The organism is Azospirillum sp. HJ39 (genome assembly GCF_041507355.1).
GTDB classification, from domain to species: Bacteria; Pseudomonadota; Alphaproteobacteria; order Azospirillales; family Azospirillaceae; genus Azospirillum; species Azospirillum thiophilum.
In genome coordinates, this window is the sequence record NZ_CP167909.1 from 132069 (window position 1) to 147292 (window position 15224).

At 68.9% G+C, this 15224-nt stretch carries 15 protein-coding genes; 9 read left to right on the forward strand and 6 right to left on the reverse strand.

The features are described from left to right. Positions 1-5: 5 nt before the first annotated feature. From mch to ABMY26_RS08065, 3 genes are read right to left on the reverse strand one after another with little or no spacing between them, the layout of a single operon-like run. Complete coding sequence (gene mch / locus ABMY26_RS08055) at positions 6-968, reverse strand: methenyltetrahydromethanopterin cyclohydrolase (protein WP_372395763.1); 963 nt, start codon at positions 966-968, stop codon at positions 6-8. Positions 969-970: 2 nt separating this feature from the next. Then, complete coding sequence (locus ABMY26_RS08060; RefSeq protein WP_372395764.1) at positions 971-1885, reverse strand: NAD(P)-dependent methylenetetrahydromethanopterin dehydrogenase; 915 nt, start codon at positions 1883-1885, stop codon at positions 971-973. A gap of 28 nt (positions 1886-1913) precedes the next feature. Continuing rightward, positions 1914-2930, reverse strand: coding sequence for a beta-ribofuranosylaminobenzene 5'-phosphate synthase family protein (locus ABMY26_RS08065; protein ID WP_372395765.1), 1017 nt, complete (start codon positions 2928-2930; stop codon positions 1914-1916). A gap of 322 nt (positions 2931-3252) precedes the next feature. Between ABMY26_RS08065 and ABMY26_RS08070 the strand changes: the two genes are divergently transcribed. The 9 genes from ABMY26_RS08070 (at position 3253) to pqqA (ending at position 11994) form a co-directional block, all read left to right on the forward strand. Further along, positions 3253-4542, forward strand: coding sequence for a formylmethanofuran dehydrogenase (locus ABMY26_RS08070; protein ID WP_372395766.1), 1290 nt, complete (start codon positions 3253-3255; stop codon positions 4540-4542). Next, entirely contained in the window at positions 4536-6212 is a 1677-nt protein-coding gene (locus ABMY26_RS08075; RefSeq protein WP_372395767.1) for a formylmethanofuran dehydrogenase subunit A, read from the forward strand. The genes ABMY26_RS08070 and ABMY26_RS08075 overlap by 7 nt, the downstream gene beginning before the upstream one ends. Next, positions 6212-7138 carry a formylmethanofuran--tetrahydromethanopterin N-formyltransferase gene (fhcD, locus tag ABMY26_RS08080; protein ID WP_372395768.1) on the forward strand — a complete coding sequence of 309 codons (927 nt, stop codon included), beginning with the start codon at positions 6212-6214 and terminating at the stop codon, positions 7136-7138. The genes ABMY26_RS08075 and fhcD overlap by 1 nt, the downstream gene beginning before the upstream one ends. Before the next feature lie 10 nt (positions 7139-7148). Further along, complete coding sequence (locus ABMY26_RS08085; protein WP_372395769.1) at positions 7149-7904, forward strand: formylmethanofuran dehydrogenase subunit C; 756 nt, start codon at positions 7149-7151, stop codon at positions 7902-7904. Positions 7905-7965: 61 nt separating this feature from the next. Beyond that, on the forward strand, positions 7966-9135 hold the full coding sequence (locus ABMY26_RS08090) for an ABC transporter substrate-binding protein (RefSeq protein WP_372395770.1): 1170 nt from the start codon (positions 7966-7968) through the stop codon (positions 9133-9135). A gap of 20 nt (positions 9136-9155) precedes the next feature. After that, positions 9156-10127 (forward strand): PQQ-dependent catabolism-associated beta-propeller protein, encoded by a 972-nt coding sequence (locus ABMY26_RS08095; protein ID WP_372395771.1) that lies wholly within the window; start codon positions 9156-9158, stop codon positions 10125-10127. Positions 10128-10237: 110 nt separating this feature from the next. Continuing rightward, positions 10238-10615 (forward strand): hypothetical protein, encoded by a 378-nt coding sequence (locus ABMY26_RS08100; protein ID WP_372395772.1) that lies wholly within the window; start codon positions 10238-10240, stop codon positions 10613-10615. 338 nt (positions 10616-10953) lie between these two features. Continuing rightward, on the forward strand, positions 10954-11481 hold the full coding sequence (gene fae, locus ABMY26_RS08105) for a formaldehyde-activating enzyme (protein ID WP_372395773.1): 528 nt from the start codon (positions 10954-10956) through the stop codon (positions 11479-11481). A gap of 432 nt (positions 11482-11913) precedes the next feature. Continuing rightward, the gene (pqqA, locus tag ABMY26_RS08110; protein ID WP_372395950.1) at positions 11914-11994 is read left to right on the forward strand and encodes a pyrroloquinoline quinone precursor peptide PqqA; all 81 of its coding nucleotides are present in this window, start codon (positions 11914-11916) and stop codon (positions 11992-11994) included. A gap of 176 nt (positions 11995-12170) precedes the next feature. Here the strand turns inward: pqqA and ABMY26_RS08115 are convergent, their stop codons facing one another. Genes ABMY26_RS08115 through ABMY26_RS08125 form a run of 3 tightly spaced genes read right to left on the reverse strand, consistent with a single transcriptional unit; the run spans position 12171 to position 15060 of the window. Next, a complete protein-coding gene (locus ABMY26_RS08115) occupies positions 12171-13013 on the reverse strand; it encodes a RibD family protein (protein WP_372395774.1) in 843 nt (280 codons plus the stop codon). Between the two features lie 11 nt (positions 13014-13024). Further along, positions 13025-13945 (reverse strand): RimK family alpha-L-glutamate ligase, encoded by a 921-nt coding sequence (locus tag ABMY26_RS08120; protein ID WP_372395775.1) that lies wholly within the window; start codon positions 13943-13945, stop codon positions 13025-13027. Further along, the gene (locus ABMY26_RS08125; RefSeq protein WP_372395776.1) at positions 13942-15060 is read right to left on the reverse strand and encodes an ATP-grasp domain-containing protein; all 1119 of its coding nucleotides are present in this window, start codon (positions 15058-15060) and stop codon (positions 13942-13944) included. The genes ABMY26_RS08120 and ABMY26_RS08125 overlap by 4 nt, the downstream gene beginning before the upstream one ends. Positions 15061-15224 lie beyond the last annotated feature (164 nt).

A 15224-nucleotide genomic window follows, 5' to 3' on the forward strand; every position in this document is an offset into this window, starting at 1 on the left:
TCCCCTCACCCGCCGAACGACCGGTCGAGCATGGCGGGAGCGAGGTGCCCACCGTGAAAGCTGCGGCCGGTGTCGAGCGCCGTCACCACGACACGCGCCGGCGCGAACAGCAGCGGGTCGATAGCATAGAAATCCTTGTTCACCGCGGCGAACACCTCGGCGAAGGGACGCCCATAGTCGCGCGACCCCGTGCTGGGCAGGCGGTGCGCCAGGTCGGCGGCGGCTTCCTCCGGACCGGCGACGAACAGCTGGACGGTGCCGCCGAACAGGATCGCGTCGTTGGTCCGCCCCATCGCCGCGACGAATCCCTTGCCGGGCGGCGGCAGAGGCGCACTGCCGATGCCGTCGACCACGCGATCCAGCGGGAAGCCCAGCGCATGCACCTTGTGCATCGCGACCTCAAGACAGCGGGCGACGATCTGCACCGTGCCGGCAAGGCTTTCCGTCGGCGTCAGCACCAGCGTCAGCCGTTCCGGCGCCACCCCGCAGTCCCCGGCGATCCGTTCGACCAGCGGAGCCGGCGGAACGGTGCCGCTTTCCAGGACCAGGACGGCGTGATCGCCGGTGTCGCCATAGCCCAGCTCGTCGAACAGCGTCTCCTTGCGTGCCATCGCACGTCCGGGACCGGAGCCGAGCGCGAAGAAGGATCCGGCATCGTCCTGATGCGACAGGCTCCAGCCGGCATACTGGCTGCCGAGACAGGCGAGCACCGGATCGGTGCTGTGCACCGCGACCAGGAAGGGCCAGCGCTCCACCTGCGCATCGGCCTGGAGCGTGACGCGGCCCAGCCCGCCCATGCACAGCTCGGCGATGCGGCGTCCCGCCTCCAGCCCGCCCGGATGTGCGATGCCGGCATCGACGACGGTCGCGCCGGCCACCCGGTCGATGCCGAGACGCAATCGGACCGCATCGGCCACCAGGCCAACGGCAAGCGGGGCGGCGAGAGCGGACAAGCTCGGACGCTGCATGTCTATGCCTTTCCCGCGATGGTGCGCGCCGCATCCATGGCGTCCCTGAAATCGAAGGCGACCGCGGTCCCGCCGCTCCGCATGCGCTCCAGCAGCCGGTGCTGGACCTTGAACTTGACATTGCCGATGGCGAGCGCGCCGATGCCGACCGCCAGATTCCCCGCTCCAGGCGCAGTGGGCAAGGCGACTCCATCATCCTGCACGCCCACCCCTTCGACGCCTGCCGGCGGGACCGCGTTGATGTCGGCCGCCACCCGCAGGCGACCGGCAGCGCGCAGATCCTCGGCGGACAGCACCATGACGCCGGCCTTGCCGCAGGCCAGCACGACCTCCGCCCGCTCCAGCAGTGCGGCCTTGCCGGCGGCCGACGTGTCGGCGCAGTCGAGTTGGACGGCGTAGCGTCGTCCGAATTCCTCCGCCTTGCCCTGCACGGCCGACACGCCGCGATGGCTGACCAGGGTGACCTTGCCGCCGGCCTGTGCCGCGATCAGGCCGGCGATGCCGCCGACCACCCCGGTCGCGCCATAGACCTGAACGTCGAGCCCGGTGAGGCCGGGCACGCCCGCACGCTGCAATGCCCGCTCCACCACCGCGACCATCGCGGCGGCGGTCGTGAAGGCGCCCGAGGGGTCGGCGAAGACCGAGATCTGGAAAGGTGGGAACATCGCCTTGCGCGCCGCGTCGAGCATGTCCAGCGCCATGGCGGCATCGCGCCCGCCGATGAACAGGCCGGTGCGCACGGCATTCCTCGGATCGCGGGAGAACATGGCGTCCTGGGTCAGGGCTTCGACCTGAGCGGTCCCGACCCCGGTATAGGGGACGACCGTGTCGATGCCGGCATCGACCGCCATGTTGACGTCGAACGGGCTGACATTCGCCAGCGGTGTGATCATGTGCAGCACATAGGGCGCGCTCATGTCTGCCTCTCTCCCATCGTTCTCCCGTTCATCCGCCGACCGCCCGTCTGACAGCAGGTGCATGCCCGGACTCGGCGGCGATGTTCTCGACGCTCGCACCGACATTCCGTCCGCGGCAGACCAGCACCTCCAGCGGGGTTCCGGCCCAGCGCTCGCGCATCCTTGCTGCGAGCCGCTCCGCCCGCCCGGACTCGCCAACGATGGCGAAGCAGGTTGGGCCCCAGGAGCTTTGCCCGACGCCGGGAATCCCCTGCGCCTCCAACCATCCCAACACCCCGGCCACCAGCGGGCTGGTGAAACGGCCGCCCTGGGCCGGAGCGAAATGGTCACCGACCGTGCGCTGCAACTCGCCGATGGCCTGACCGAAGCGCTCGGCATCGTGCTCGGCCAGCGCCGGCAGGGCGACCATCAGCATCAACCGGCAGAGATGCGCGGCGGCGTCGGGTGGAAAGGGCGGCAGGCGCCGGAAGGCTTCGACCTCCGGCGCACCATGCAGCCCGTGCCCGCCACGATGGAGAAGGAGAAGGATGCGCCAGTCCTCGGGAAACTCGGCCCGCGCGATCACCGGAGGGGCCGCATCCAGCCCGCCCCGGCCACCGTCCAGCAGCACCCCGCCCTGTTCGAAGGCCGCAAGCCCGATGCCGGACCGCGCCCCCCGTTCCAGCACCCTGGCCAGATCGCGGGCAGCGGTGCACCCTCCTTCCAGACAGACCAGCGCCGTGGCGACGGCAAGGTCGGTCTGCGTGCCGGATCCCAGCCCGACATGGGCGGGGATCGCCTCCTCCACCGTCACGGCAACGGCGTCGGAAAGACCTGCTTCGCGGCCGAGGCGCTCGACGCTGCGGCGGACGCGGTCGGCGGACGGGCCGATGACGGCCAGCCGGGCAGCCGGGCGGACCCTCAGGACGATGGCCGGGCGGTCGATGGCGATGCCGAGGCTGCCGAAGCGGCGTCCCAACCCGCCATTGAGATCGACGAAGCCGGCATGCAGGCGCGCGGGTGCCTGGATTCTCACCTCTCCTATCCGATTGCGCTGATCGCTCATCTGCATTCCCTTTGCGCGGCTCAGGACACAATGTTAGCGTTGCAAACAAAATTGTCCGTAGCGCGAACGAGTACCTACGCGTATTAGCCCGAACGGGGTGCGGCATTTCGGAAGGAAACTGGCAATGAACGGATCGCTCGGCATGTCCGGGGCCGATGACGCGCAGCCATTTTACGAACCGTGCCTGGCACGGCGTTTGTCCGGAGGCCGGCGAAGACGGCCATACACTTGAATTTCCCCGCACTGACTGCCGCGCATGGCACGGCCGGCCTTCCAGTGACTTTCCGCACCGGTGAAATCCAGCTCAGGTGATTGGGGCGCCATGGCTTTCCACCCCGATACCCTCTGTCCGTTCTGCGGGCTGGGGTGCGGCGATATCGGAATCGAGCAGGACGATTCCGGGATCGCGCCCCGCCCCAGCGGCTGCCCGCAGGCGGACCGGCTGTTCCGCCGGTCGACGGCGGTGCCGACCGACCCCCGCATCGGCGGCTCAGCCGTTCCCATGACCCAGGCCGTGGCCGAGGCCGCCCGGTTGCTGGGCGACAGCCGCGCCCCGCTGATCGCCGGGCTGGCGACCGATGTGGACGGCGTGCTCGCCGCCCTGACGCTGGCCGGACGCATCGGGGCCACGGTGGACCATGAACGCTCCGACGCCCTGTTCCGCAATCTGGCGGTGCTCCGCCGCCTCGGCTGGTCGGTGACGACACTGGCCGAACTGCGCAACCGGTGCGACCTCGTGCTGGTCGTCGGGCCGGATCCGGCCGCCGCCTTCCCGCGACTGTGGGAGCGGTGGGTGGCGCCCGAGCCGGCCTTCCCCGGCGGCACCGGCCGCAGCGTGCTGTTCCTGGGAGGCGATCCGTTGCCGGAAACGGCGCAGTGCCTCGGCGGCCGGATCGAAAAGGTTGGGATGGCGGACGGTCCGCAACCGGACCTCGCCAGCCTCGTCACCGGATTGCGTGCCGCGCTGGCCGGTCATGGGCTGGCCGGTCATGGGACCACCGGCCCGATGGCGGACTTGGCGGCCCGGATTCGCGCCGCCCGCTATGCCGTGGTGGTCTGGGCGGCAGGGCTGTTCGCGGAACCGCAGCCCGACCTGATCGTCGAGGGGCTGGTCCGCCTGATCCGCAAGGTGGACGGCACGACACGCTGCGCCGGTCTCCCTCTGTCGGGGGCCGACAATCTGGTCGGCGCCAACCAGGCCTGCACATGGCGCACCGGCTTTCCGCTGCGCACCGGCTTCGACGGGGGAATGCCGCTGCATGACCCCGACCGCTTCGACTGGCGCGAGCGCGCCCGCGACGCGGACGTCATCCTATGGATTTCCGCCTTCCGTCCGGAGATGCCGGAGATCGCCGCCATGGCCGGCACCGGGACCGCCGTCATCGCGCTGGCCACCCCCGAAACCGCCTTCACGTCGGAGCCCGCCCTTTTCATTCCGGTGGGGACTCCGGGCATCGACCATGCCGGCGACGTGTTCCGCGCCGACAGCGTGGTGGCGCTCCGGACCGGAGCGCTGGTCGACCGCGGCCTGCCGAGCGTCGCCACTGTCCTGCGGCAGATCGCGACGGCACTTGAAGACACGTCCACTTCCACGGAGCCTTCCCGATGCTGACGAAGCTGTCCGGCGGGCGCGTGTTCGACCCGGCCAACGGCCGGCATGGCGAAGTCGCCGACCTCTGGCTGCGCGACGAGCGCATCGCCCCGGATCCCGGCCCCGGTGCCGCACCCGACACCGTGCATGATCTGTCCGGCAAGCTGGTGATGGCCGGTGCCATCGATATCCACAGCCACATCGCCGGCGGCAAGGTCAACCTCGCCCGCCTGCTGATGGGCGAGGAGCATGACCACCACCGTTTCGCCGCCGGCAGCTGCGGCGGAGGCGGTTGCGGCGGGGGCAGCGGCATCGCCACCCCTTCCACCCGCACGACCGGCGCCCGCTACATCGAGATGGGATTCACCGCCGCCTTCGAGCCGGCGATGCTGGGGTCCAACGCCCGGCATGCCCATCTGGAGATGGCCGACATCCCCTACATCGACACCGGCGGCTATCTGGTCCTGGGAAACGACGATTTCCTGCTGGACCTGATCGCCACCAATGCGGGGCAGGCCGCGGTCAACGACTATGTCGCCTGGATGCTGACGGCGACCCAGAGCCTTGCGGTCAAGGTGGTCAACCCCGGCGGCATCAACGCCTTCAAGTTCAACGCCCGCCAGCTCGACCTGGACGAGGCCGGGCCGCATTACGGCGTCACGCCCCGCACCGTCCTGACCGTGCTGGCCCGCGCGGTGTACGAGCTGGGACTGCCCCACCCGCTGCATGTCCATGGCTGCAACCTGGGCGTTCCCGGCAACGTGGCGACGACGCTCGACACCATCCAGGCGGCATCCGGCCTGCCGCTGCACATGACGCATATCCAGTTCCACAGCTACGACACGGTGGGCGACCGCAAATTCTCATCGGGCGCGGTGGCGTTGGCCGAGGCGATCAACCGGACGCCAACACTGTCGGTGGACATCGGACAGGTGATGTTCGGCCAGACGGTGACCGCATCGGCCGACACCATGGCGCAGCGCCACACCGCCCCGCTGGCGCATCCACGCAAATGGCTGGCGATGGACATCGAATGCGATGCCGGCTGCGGCGTGGTGCCCTTCCGCTACCGCGATAAATCCTATGTCAACGCACTGCAATGGGCGATCGGGCTGGAGCTGTTCCTGCTGCTCGACGATCCCTGGCGGGTGTTCCTGACGACCGACCACCCGAACGGCGCCCCCTTCACCTTCTATCCGGAGCTGATCCGGCTTCTGATGGACCGCGACTACCGGCTGGAGAAGCTCGCGGAGATCCACCCGGACGCGCCGGCCAACACCACGCTGGGGTCGATCGCCCGGGAATATACGCTGGGCGAGATCGCCGTCATGACCCGCGCGGCTCCGGCCCGCATCCTCGGCCTCGCCGACCGCGGCCATCTCGGGCCGGGCGCCTCGGCCGACGTCACCGTCTACACCGACCGGCCCGACCGCCGGGCCATGTTCGAACGGCCGGATCTGGTCTTCAAGAGCGGGCGGCTGGTGGTGCGGGACGGGACGCTGGTGGCGATGGCGCAGGGCCGGACCCATGTCGTCCGGCCCGGCTACGACGATCTGATCGAGCGCCGCATCGCCCGCCACTTCGACGAGAGGCTGGGCCTGCCGATCAAGCATTTCCGCATCCGCGACGAGGAGATCCGACATGGCGCCGGTCCCCTCCTCCACCCCTGCCGGCGTCGGGAGGTGCCGTGATGGCGGAGATGCCGACCGACGGGATGCGGATCAACGGCGTGCGCATCGAGGACACCTTCGCCGAAGCCTTTCCGATGAGCTACACGCGGCTACTGGTGACCGCCGACACCCCCGTCTGGGTCGATGCGGCAACCGCCAGCCTGACCGGCTTCGCCACCTCCGTCATCGGCTGCGGTTGCGAGGCGGCGGTCGAACGGCTGCTGACGCCGGAGGAGACGCCGGACAGCCGCCCGGGGGCCGCGGTGATGATCTTCGGCATGTCGACCGCCGATCTTGCCAAGCATGTCGTCGCCCGCGTCGGGCAATGCGTCATGACCTCGCCGGGCTCGGCCTGCTACGCCGGTCTGCTCGACGGCGCCAAGCGCATCCCGCTCGGCAACGGCCTGCGCTATTTCGGCGACGGCCATCAGATCTCCAAGCGCTTCGGCACCCGCCGATTCTGGCGGATCCCGGTGATGGACGGGGAGTTCGTCTGCGAGGACAGCGTCGCCGTGGCGAAGGGCATCGGCGGCGGCAATTTCCTGATCCTCGCCGCCAGCCATCGCCAGTGCCTCGCCGCGGCGGAGGCGGCGGTCGCGGCGATCCGGCCGCTTCCCGGCATCATCCTGCCCTTTCCCGGCGGGGTGGTGCGGTCCGGCTCCAAGGTGGGGTCGAAGTACCGTGGGCTGGTCGCCTCCACCAACACCTCTTTCTGCCCGACCCTGCGGGCCGTCGAACCCAGGACGCTGCTGTCCGACGATGTCGAGGCGGTGCTGGAACTGGTGCTCGACGGAACCGACGAGGCGGCCATCCGCGCCGGCATGCGGGCCGGCATCGCCGCCGCCACGGCCGGCGGGGCGGCGGCCGGCGTACTGGCGATCACCGCCGGGAACTACGGTGGCAAGCTCGGCCCGCATCACTTTCATCTGCATGAGGTGATGGCATGAGGGTGATGTCATGACCGGCCTGACCCTGACCTTCCGCGGCGATGCCGGACTGCCGGTGGACATGTCCGCCGTGCTGCCCGACCGCTTGGCCGGGCTTCCGGCGGATACAGTCGCGCGGCTGTCGCTGCCCTGCCGCGGCGGGTCGGCTCCCCTGGGGGACCTGTTCGATGTGTCGGCGGGCGATGCGACGGACGGTCTGCTGATCCGGCCGGGCGGTGCCATCCTGCATAGGGTCGGCGCCGGCATGGCATCGGGACGACTCCTGGTCGAAGGCGATGTCGCCGCCCATGCCGGCGCCGGGATGGGCGGCGGGCTGCTGCGCATAACCGGAAATGCCGGGGAGGCGCTGGGCGGCGCCCTGCCCGGCCGGCCGCAGGGAATGCGGGGCGGGCTGATCAGCGTCGGCGGAAACAGCGGCGACCGCGCGGGCGAGCGGATGCGGCGGGGGATCGTCGTCGTCGACGGCCGGGCGGGCGCCCACACCGCCGCCTTCATGGTCGCCGGCACGCTTGCCATCGGCGGAGGCTGCGGCCTGCATCCAGGATTCGGCATGCGGCGCGGCACGCTGTTGCTGGGCCGGCCGAAGGCCGCGCCTCCGGAGGGCTTTGCCGACGGCGGCACGCGCGACTGGCTGTTCCTGCACCTCCTGCGGCGTGCGCTGGAGGGGACCGGCAGCTGGTTCGAGCGCGCGGGCACGACCCGCGCCCATCGTTTCATCGGCGATCTTGCGGAAGGAGGGCATGGTGAGATTCTGGCGATTGCCTGATCGGAGATCGAACTTATCGCATGCCGGCAGGTGGCTTGCGGCGGCGGTCCTGTCGGCTGCGATGCTCGCGCCAGCAACGGCGTCCACCGCCGTCGCCCAGGATGGCGGCGCACAGGCGGTTGCGATCGGCTATCTTGCGCGCCACGAGGACCCGCGCACGCCCGCGAGCTTCCTCGAACCGGTGGCCACCGACGAGGGGCTCCAGGGGGCCCGGCTGGCCCTGGCGGACAACACCACCACCGGCATGTTCCTGAACCAGAGCTACCGGCTGGTCGAGCAGGTCCTGCCTGCGGACGGCGACATCGGCGCCGGGCTGAAGGCGCTGGCCGACGAGGGGGTGCGCTTCGTCGTCGCCGATCTGCCGGCCGACGCGCTGCTGAGCGCCGCCGACCGGCCGGAAGCCCGCTCCATGCTGCTGTTCAACGCCCGCGCACCCGACGACGCGCTGCGCAACGAGCAGTGCCGGCCCAACATCCTGCACACCGCCGCCAGCCGGCGCATGCTGGCCGACGCGCTGGCACAGTATCTCGCCTGGAAGAAATGGACCGGCTGGAGCCTGCTGATCGGCCGCACTCCCGGCGACGCGCTCTATGCCGAGGCCATCCGCCGTGCCGCCAAGCGCTTCGGCGGTCGCATCGTCGCGGAAACGACCTGGACCTTCGACACCGGCAACCGGCGCACCGACACCGGCATCACCACCATCCAATCCGACATTCCGCTCGCCACCCAGGGGCCGGATTACGAGGTGCTGATCGTCGCCGACGAGATCGGCGATTTCGGCGACTACCTCGACGGACGCACCTGGCGTCCCCGCCCGGTGGCCGGCACCCAAGGGCTGACCGCAACCGGCTGGTCGCGGGTCAACGAGCAATGGGGCGGCACCCAGCTGCAGAGCCGGTTCGAGAAGCTGGCCGGCCGCTGGATGACGGCGCGCGACTATGCCGCGTGGCTGGCGGTGCGCAGCATCGGCGAGGCGGCGGCCCGCACCGGCGGCACCGGCTTCGACGATCTCGCCGCCTATCTGCGCAGCCCGGACTTCGAGTTGGCCGGATTCAAGGGCGAAGCCCTGTCCTTCCGGGCATGGGACGGCCAGATGCGCCAGCCCATCCTGATCGCCGGCCCCCGCATGCTGGTCTCGGTGTCGCCGCAGGAGGGCTTCCTGCATCCCGTGACCCCCCTCGACACGCTCGGCGACGACGCGCCGGAAACCAAATGCCGTCCCAACCGGTAACAAAAAAGGTGGAGCGCCCCATGCACCTGCTTCGTTATGCCATCCTGATCCTCGCCGCACCGGCCCTGATGGCCGAGCCGGCGGCATCCGAAACCATCTTCGTCTCCAACGAGAAGGACAACCAGATCGCCGTCGTGGATGGCGACAGCCTGCAGATCACCAACAAGATCAAGGTCGGGCGCCGGCCCCGCGGCATCACGCTGAGCGCCGACGGAACGCAGCTCTACGTGTGCGTCGGCGACGACAACCGGGTCGATGTCGTGGACATCGCCAGCGGCAAGGTGGTCCATGCGCTGCCGTCCGGCCCCGATCCGGAGCTGTTCGTCCTCTCCCCCGACGGCACCAGGCTCTACGTCGCGAACGAGGACGACAACATGGTGACGATCATCGACATCCCGAGCCGGAAGGCGATCGGCAACATCCAGGTCGGCGTCGAACCGGAAGGGATGGGCATCAGTCCCGACGGCAAGACCCTGGTCAACACGTCGGAAACCACCAACATGGCGCACTTCATCGACACCGAGAAGCGCGCCGTCGTCGGCAATGTGCTGGTCGACAGCCGGCCGCGCGTCGCCCGCTTCACCGATGACGGCAAGCAGGTCTGGGTATCCAGCGAGATCGGCGGCACGGTGAGCGTCATCGACGCGGCGACACGCAAGACGATCAAGAAGATCCGCTTCGAGGTCACCGGCGTCCGGCGCGAGGCCATCCAGGCGGTGGGCATCCAGATGACCCGCGACGGCACGCGCGCCTTCGTGGCACTGGGCCCGGCCAACCGCATCGCCGAGATCGACACCGCGAGCCTCGAAGTGAAGCGCTACTTCCTGGTCGGCCAGCGTGTCTGGAACCTCGCCTTCTCGCCCGACGAGAAGCGGCTCTACACCACCAACGGCATCAGCAACGACCTGTCGGTCATCGACCTGGAACGCAACAAGGTGATCAAGAGCATCCCGGTCGGCGGCGCCCCGTGGGGCGTCGTGGTCAAGCAGTGACGCAAGAAGGGGAGAGGGAACCGGCAAGCCGCACCGCCGGTTGACGGAAGTGACCGGGCCGGCGCGCCGGCGACCGCCGACGGCAGCCCGGTCGCCAGGGAGGCCACATCATGAAGACGAAACTCATCCTCGCCATCGGAATCGCCGGCGGAATCCTCGCCATGGCTGCCGCGACCCTGCCGGCTTCGGCCCAATCCACCACGGGCAATTCCGGTGCGACTTCGCCCAACAGCCCCAGCACCCAGAACGCTCCGGCCGCGACCAGCGGACAATTGCCCCCCGACTCCCTGCCTGGAAAGCGGCAGGGCGCCATCGGCGGCGCCCCGGTGCCCCAGGGCAGTTCCGGTTCGTCCACCGACGGAACCGCGACTCCGACAGGGCAACTGCCCGATAGCTCCTTGCAGCAGCAGCGGCAGGGCACCATCGGTGGGAAGCCGGTCACCCAGGGCGGTTCGGGTGGATCGTCCGACAAGCAGGGTCAGCAGTAACGCCGCTTTGCCTTCGTCCTGCGGCGCAACCGCAGCCGCCGTCCTGCACAGAGATTGCCCGAAGATGGGGTGATACCGACCGATCGGCCATGCCGTCCCGGCCTGTATTCGCTCAGAGGAAAGGCGGCGGCTGCGATTTCAAGTTACTCCGAACCCCTTTTGCGAGTTTGTTGCACCAACAAACAAACTGGCATACTGCCTGCCGTGACCGATGCCGGACCGCGGTTGTCCAGACCACTGCTTTCTCTGGATCGACATGGACGGCACGACCGCAAGGACCACGGCGGTCACCCTGCGGCGGTCCTCCACTGATTTCAAAAATATGGGAGAATACGGCAATGGGCATGTGGCAGGGGTCATCCCCGAAGATCAATCGCGTGCTGGTGGGCGAATCGCTCGTCGGCGACGGAAACGAGGTGGCCCACATCGATCTGATCATGGGACCTCGCGGAAGTGCGGCGGAAACCGCCTTCTGCACTGCGCTGACCAACAACAAGGACGGCTTCACCAGTCTGCTGGCGGTCATCGCCCCCAACCTGCAATGCAAGCCGTCAACCATCCTGTTCAACAAGGTCACGATCAAGGGTGCCGAACAGGCGGTGCAGATGTTCGGGCCTGCCCAGCATGGCGTCGCCAAGGCCGTCGCCGACTGCGTCGCCGAGGGCACCATCCCGCAGGACGAGATCGACAACATCTTCATCTGCGTCGGCGTCTTCATCCATTGGGAGGCCAAGGACAACGCCAAGATCCAGGACTACAACTATCGCGCCACCAAGGAAGCCATCGAACGCGCGGTGTCGGGCTATCCCACCGCCAAGGATCTGCTGAACCAAAAGGACATTGCCAAGCATCCGTTCGCTGCATGACCGGACGGGTGGCGCCTCTTTCCCGGCCCCACGACCGGACAGGGGCGTCACCGCCTTCGCTCCCAGCCGTCTCACAAAGCTGTGCGGGACATCGGAAAGGATGGAATACCTTCCGTCCAACAACCCATCGTCTCGGCCCATCTTCCTGGCGAAACAGTTTCAGGCAACGCCGTGCCACTCGAGTTGATTTTGTAATAAAATATTCGATGATCATCTAATCTCTAAAATCAATACCTAATGGATTGAATTATTCTAATTCAAATCGACAACCAATCCGCAAATCGTTTTGCAGCGCACAAAGATCTAGCCATAATTCTCACTTCCCTATCCATTCGGGTGATGGCTGCGCTGGAGTATCGCGGGTACAGTTTCCTAATGGGCCACCCCGGCGATGATGCCTGACCGCCCAGTTCAACGGAGGAGGACACGGACATGAAAAGCTGGCGCAAGCCGACGACCGTCGAAATTTCGGTCGGAACTGAAATCAATGCCTATGCATGTGCGGGTTTGTGACCGCAGCGGCAGCAGCCGCAATGTGAAACACCGTGCCGCTTGCCATGTTTGACGGCGGCACCTGACGGCGGCTTCCCGCGGCGGGATCGGAACCGCACGGGATGCCGCCGCTGCCTGTGCTGTTCCGTGCGGCCGGCCGGAGCCGATCGAATGCGCTCGTTTCAAGGCCCATTTGCTCAAGGCTCATGTGCCCATGGCTCGAAATGGGCGAAGAATTGGCCGGTGCCGTCCAGCGTGCCGGAATCGTAGTGCAACGCGCCCAGCCGCAGCCGGCCCGCCGTCCCCAGTTCGGAGCCGGCTAGCATGCTGTGGAAGCTCTCTCCGCCGAGGAGCCGGTGCGCAGTGGTAAGATACAGCCGCGACAGCCGGCCATCGCGCAGCATGGTGTCGAGCATGCGCGGTCCGGCAAGCAGATAGAGGCGGCGCAGCCCCCGCATGCCCAATTCCCGCAAGAGCGCAGCCCCCTCCACCGACTGCCCGGCACCGGCGATCAGAACCTCGTAACCGGCAGCGCGCCAATGCGCGACCCGCTCCGGCGGGGCGGCGCCGCCGGTGGCGATGAAAACGCGCTGTCCGTAACGCGCCAGCGAGTCCGGCATCGGAAACTCCAGGCTGGCGCTGGCGACCACCACGACCGGCTGGGGCGGCAGGCCGTTGTCGGCCCGCCAGCGTGCGAGTCCGCTTGCAGCCTTCTGCATGCCGACTTGCAGCACATCGTCCAGGCGCCCCGCCGCGAGGTCGCGCAGATAGCCGCCATGGGTGATCAGGCAATCCGCCTGTGCCTGGAGTTCGAGGAACAGGCGGAAGTCGGTGTCGCTGACCAGTCCGGCCGGCAAGCGGCTCTCTCCGGTGGCGGGATCGCGCAGCGCGATGCGACCATCCAGGCTGCTGACGAAACTGGCATAGACGAAGGGACTGGCTTCGCTCCCCAACTCATGCAGGCGATGGGAGAGATAGGCCCCGGTGACCGCGACCTCTTCCGGCGGCCCGGGAAACAGCCGGAGCATGCGCGCGGTCATCGTTGCCCCGGTCATCGCAGCCCCGCTGATGCCGCGGCGTCGACGAGGCGCAGGAAATCCCCGGCAAGCGCGTCGGCGATGTCGATGTCGCTGACGGTCTGCAACCCCTGCCAGGCCGGCATCGAATTGACCTCCAGCACCAGCCACTGCCCGGAATTGCCCCCGGAGTTGCCGGGGGAGGCGATCAGGTCGACGCCGGCATAGTCCGCGCCTGCCGCCGCGGCAGCGCGCACCGCCAGATCGGCCACGGCACCGTCAGGAGCGAGCGCTTCGCAACTGGCGCCCTGGTGGATGTTGGTGATCCAGCTCCGGCCGTGGCGGATCATCGCCGCCACCGCGCGGCCTCCCACCACGAAGACGCGGCAATCGCACCATTCGCCTTCCCGGCGCGGCGGCACGAAGGGTTGCAGGTAATAGACGCCGGCCACCGCCTCGGACTCGGGCACGTCCGCCGGCGCCGACAGGCGGCGCAGGCCGCGCCCCTGGGCGCCGAACAGCGGCTTCAGCACGCAATCCGGCCATGCCTCCACGGCTGCACGCGCCATCCCGGGCGATTGCACGGCGACGGCCGGAGGCGTCGGTATGCCTGCGCGGGCCAGCAGGAAACTCGTGGTGCTCTTGTCGACACAGCATTCGATGGCGCGGGCGTTGTTGTAAACCGGCACCCCCAGCCGGCCGAGCGCGTGGAGCACCCCCAGCCGCAGCGTCACCTGTTCGAAGCTGCCCTGCCCGACCACCCGTACGAAGGCACCCGACGGCAGCGCATCGCCGAACCCAGGCAACAGCAACCCCGATTCAGTCCGTCCGACGGCGAAACCGCAGGCGCTCAACGGAACGCGGCGGCATTCATATCCCCGCCGCGCGATGGCACGCTCCAGCCGTGCCGCATGCCAGTCCGCTCCATCGGTGAAGAGGGCGACCGGGCCGGTCATGCCATCTCCTCCGCAACATGCTCCGCGAGCAATTCCCGCCTGCGCCGGCCGGCGAGGCGCCGGGCCGCCACCGCATCGGTGGCATCGGCAAGCACGGTGCAGAGCGGAGCCCCCGCCGGGATCCGCGCCGGGAGCTGGGGGCGGTCGGCGGTCCAGTCCGGCCAACCGACCTCATGCCCCAAGGCGACCGCTACGGGACTGTAGACAAGGGCCGCGGCCCGGCAGCCGGCAAGGGGCGGCAGACGGTGCGGCAGTTCCCCGGCTGAGGCGGCCAAGTGCAGGTCCAGCAGGCTGGGCATCGGCGGACGGTCGAACAGGTCGAGCGTCGCCCCCGGCCGCGGGTTGATTTCCAGCAGCCACCAGCCGGCAGGACCGGCCAGGAAGTCGGCGCTGTTGAGCCCGACCAGCCCGACCGCCCCGGCGATCCGCGCCGCCGCATCGACCATGGCCGCGGCGATCCCGCCGAAGGCCGGCGACGGCGGCAGCGGACCGACCGCCCCGCCATAGCGGTAGGGCTGCCCTGGTGCCGGATCCGACCATTGCCGGCTGAAGCCGACCGGCACCGCCCGCCTGCCATCGGCAAGGAACAGCAGGGACACCGGACGTCCCGGCATGCGGCGCTGGGCATAACATCCGGCCGGCATCCGTCTGCGCGCCGGCCGGATATGGGCGCCGCCGCTGGCGCCGGCACGCTTGACCAGCCATTCCCCGGACACACGCGGGAACGATGCGGCGACCTCCGGATGCGGTATGCCCAGCCGGGCGAGCAATGCCGCAAAGCCCAGCGGATCCTTCAGCCGGGCCACCGTCTCCGCCCGGTTGCCGATCAGCGGACGGCCGCGCGCCAGTGCTGCCAGCAGGTCCGGCCTGTCCTCGAACCCGGCGCCATAGACAAGCGGCACCCCGCGCAGGTCAGGCGCCGCCAAGGCCCGCAGCAGCGCCGGACCGGGCATCCGCAGCCGGCACGACGGCAGGGCGATGCACCGCTCGGCCATCGCAGCAGTGTCCGCATCGGCAAACAAATCCACCGCAGCGACCTGCCTCCCACCGCGGCGGGCGCTGGCCGACAGCGCCCGTGCCGACAGCGCCACGACCATCAAGTCCGGGCCGGGCATGGCCTCGCCCCTACGAACCATTGGAGGACGATCCACGGCGGGAACGGGATCGCCACTTTTCGGGATTACCGCCTGCGTCAAGATTGCGCGCCCTCTTGCGAAAGCAGCTTGAATATTCATTCGCACCGCCAACAATCACGCCAAGAGGCCATCTTTGCAACGGC

Coding starts and splice junctions, on each gene's coding strand:
- mch (WP_372395763.1), bottom strand. CDS start 968: ATGCAGCGTCCGAGCTTGTCCGCTCTCGCCGCCCCGCTTGCCGTTGGC.
- ABMY26_RS08060 (WP_372395764.1), bottom strand. CDS start 1,885: ATGAGCGCGCCCTATGTGCTGCACATGATCACACCGCTGGCGAATGTC.
- ABMY26_RS08065 (WP_372395765.1), bottom strand. CDS start 2,930: ATGAGCGATCAGCGCAATCGGATAGGAGAGGTGAGAATCCAGGCACCC.
- ABMY26_RS08070 (WP_372395766.1), top strand. CDS start 3,253: ATGGCTTTCCACCCCGATACCCTCTGTCCGTTCTGCGGGCTGGGGTGC.
- ABMY26_RS08075 (WP_372395767.1), top strand. CDS start 4,536: ATGCTGACGAAGCTGTCCGGCGGGCGCGTGTTCGACCCGGCCAACGGC.
- fhcD (WP_372395768.1), top strand. CDS start 6,212: ATGGCGGAGATGCCGACCGACGGGATGCGGATCAACGGCGTGCGCATC.
- ABMY26_RS08085 (WP_372395769.1), top strand. CDS start 7,149: ATGACCGGCCTGACCCTGACCTTCCGCGGCGATGCCGGACTGCCGGTG.
- ABMY26_RS08090 (WP_372395770.1), top strand. CDS start 7,966: ATGCTCGCGCCAGCAACGGCGTCCACCGCCGTCGCCCAGGATGGCGGC.
- ABMY26_RS08095 (WP_372395771.1), top strand. CDS start 9,156: ATGCACCTGCTTCGTTATGCCATCCTGATCCTCGCCGCACCGGCCCTG.
- ABMY26_RS08100 (WP_372395772.1), top strand. CDS start 10,238: ATGAAGACGAAACTCATCCTCGCCATCGGAATCGCCGGCGGAATCCTC.
- fae (WP_372395773.1), top strand. CDS start 10,954: ATGGGCATGTGGCAGGGGTCATCCCCGAAGATCAATCGCGTGCTGGTG.
- pqqA (WP_372395950.1), top strand. CDS start 11,914: ATGAAAAGCTGGCGCAAGCCGACGACCGTCGAAATTTCGGTCGGAACT.
- ABMY26_RS08115 (WP_372395774.1), bottom strand. CDS start 13,013: ATGACCGCGCGCATGCTCCGGCTGTTTCCCGGGCCGCCGGAAGAGGTC.
- ABMY26_RS08120 (WP_372395775.1), bottom strand. CDS start 13,945: ATGACCGGCCCGGTCGCCCTCTTCACCGATGGAGCGGACTGGCATGCG.
- ABMY26_RS08125 (WP_372395776.1), bottom strand. CDS start 15,060: ATGCCCGGCCCGGACTTGATGGTCGTGGCGCTGTCGGCACGGGCGCTG.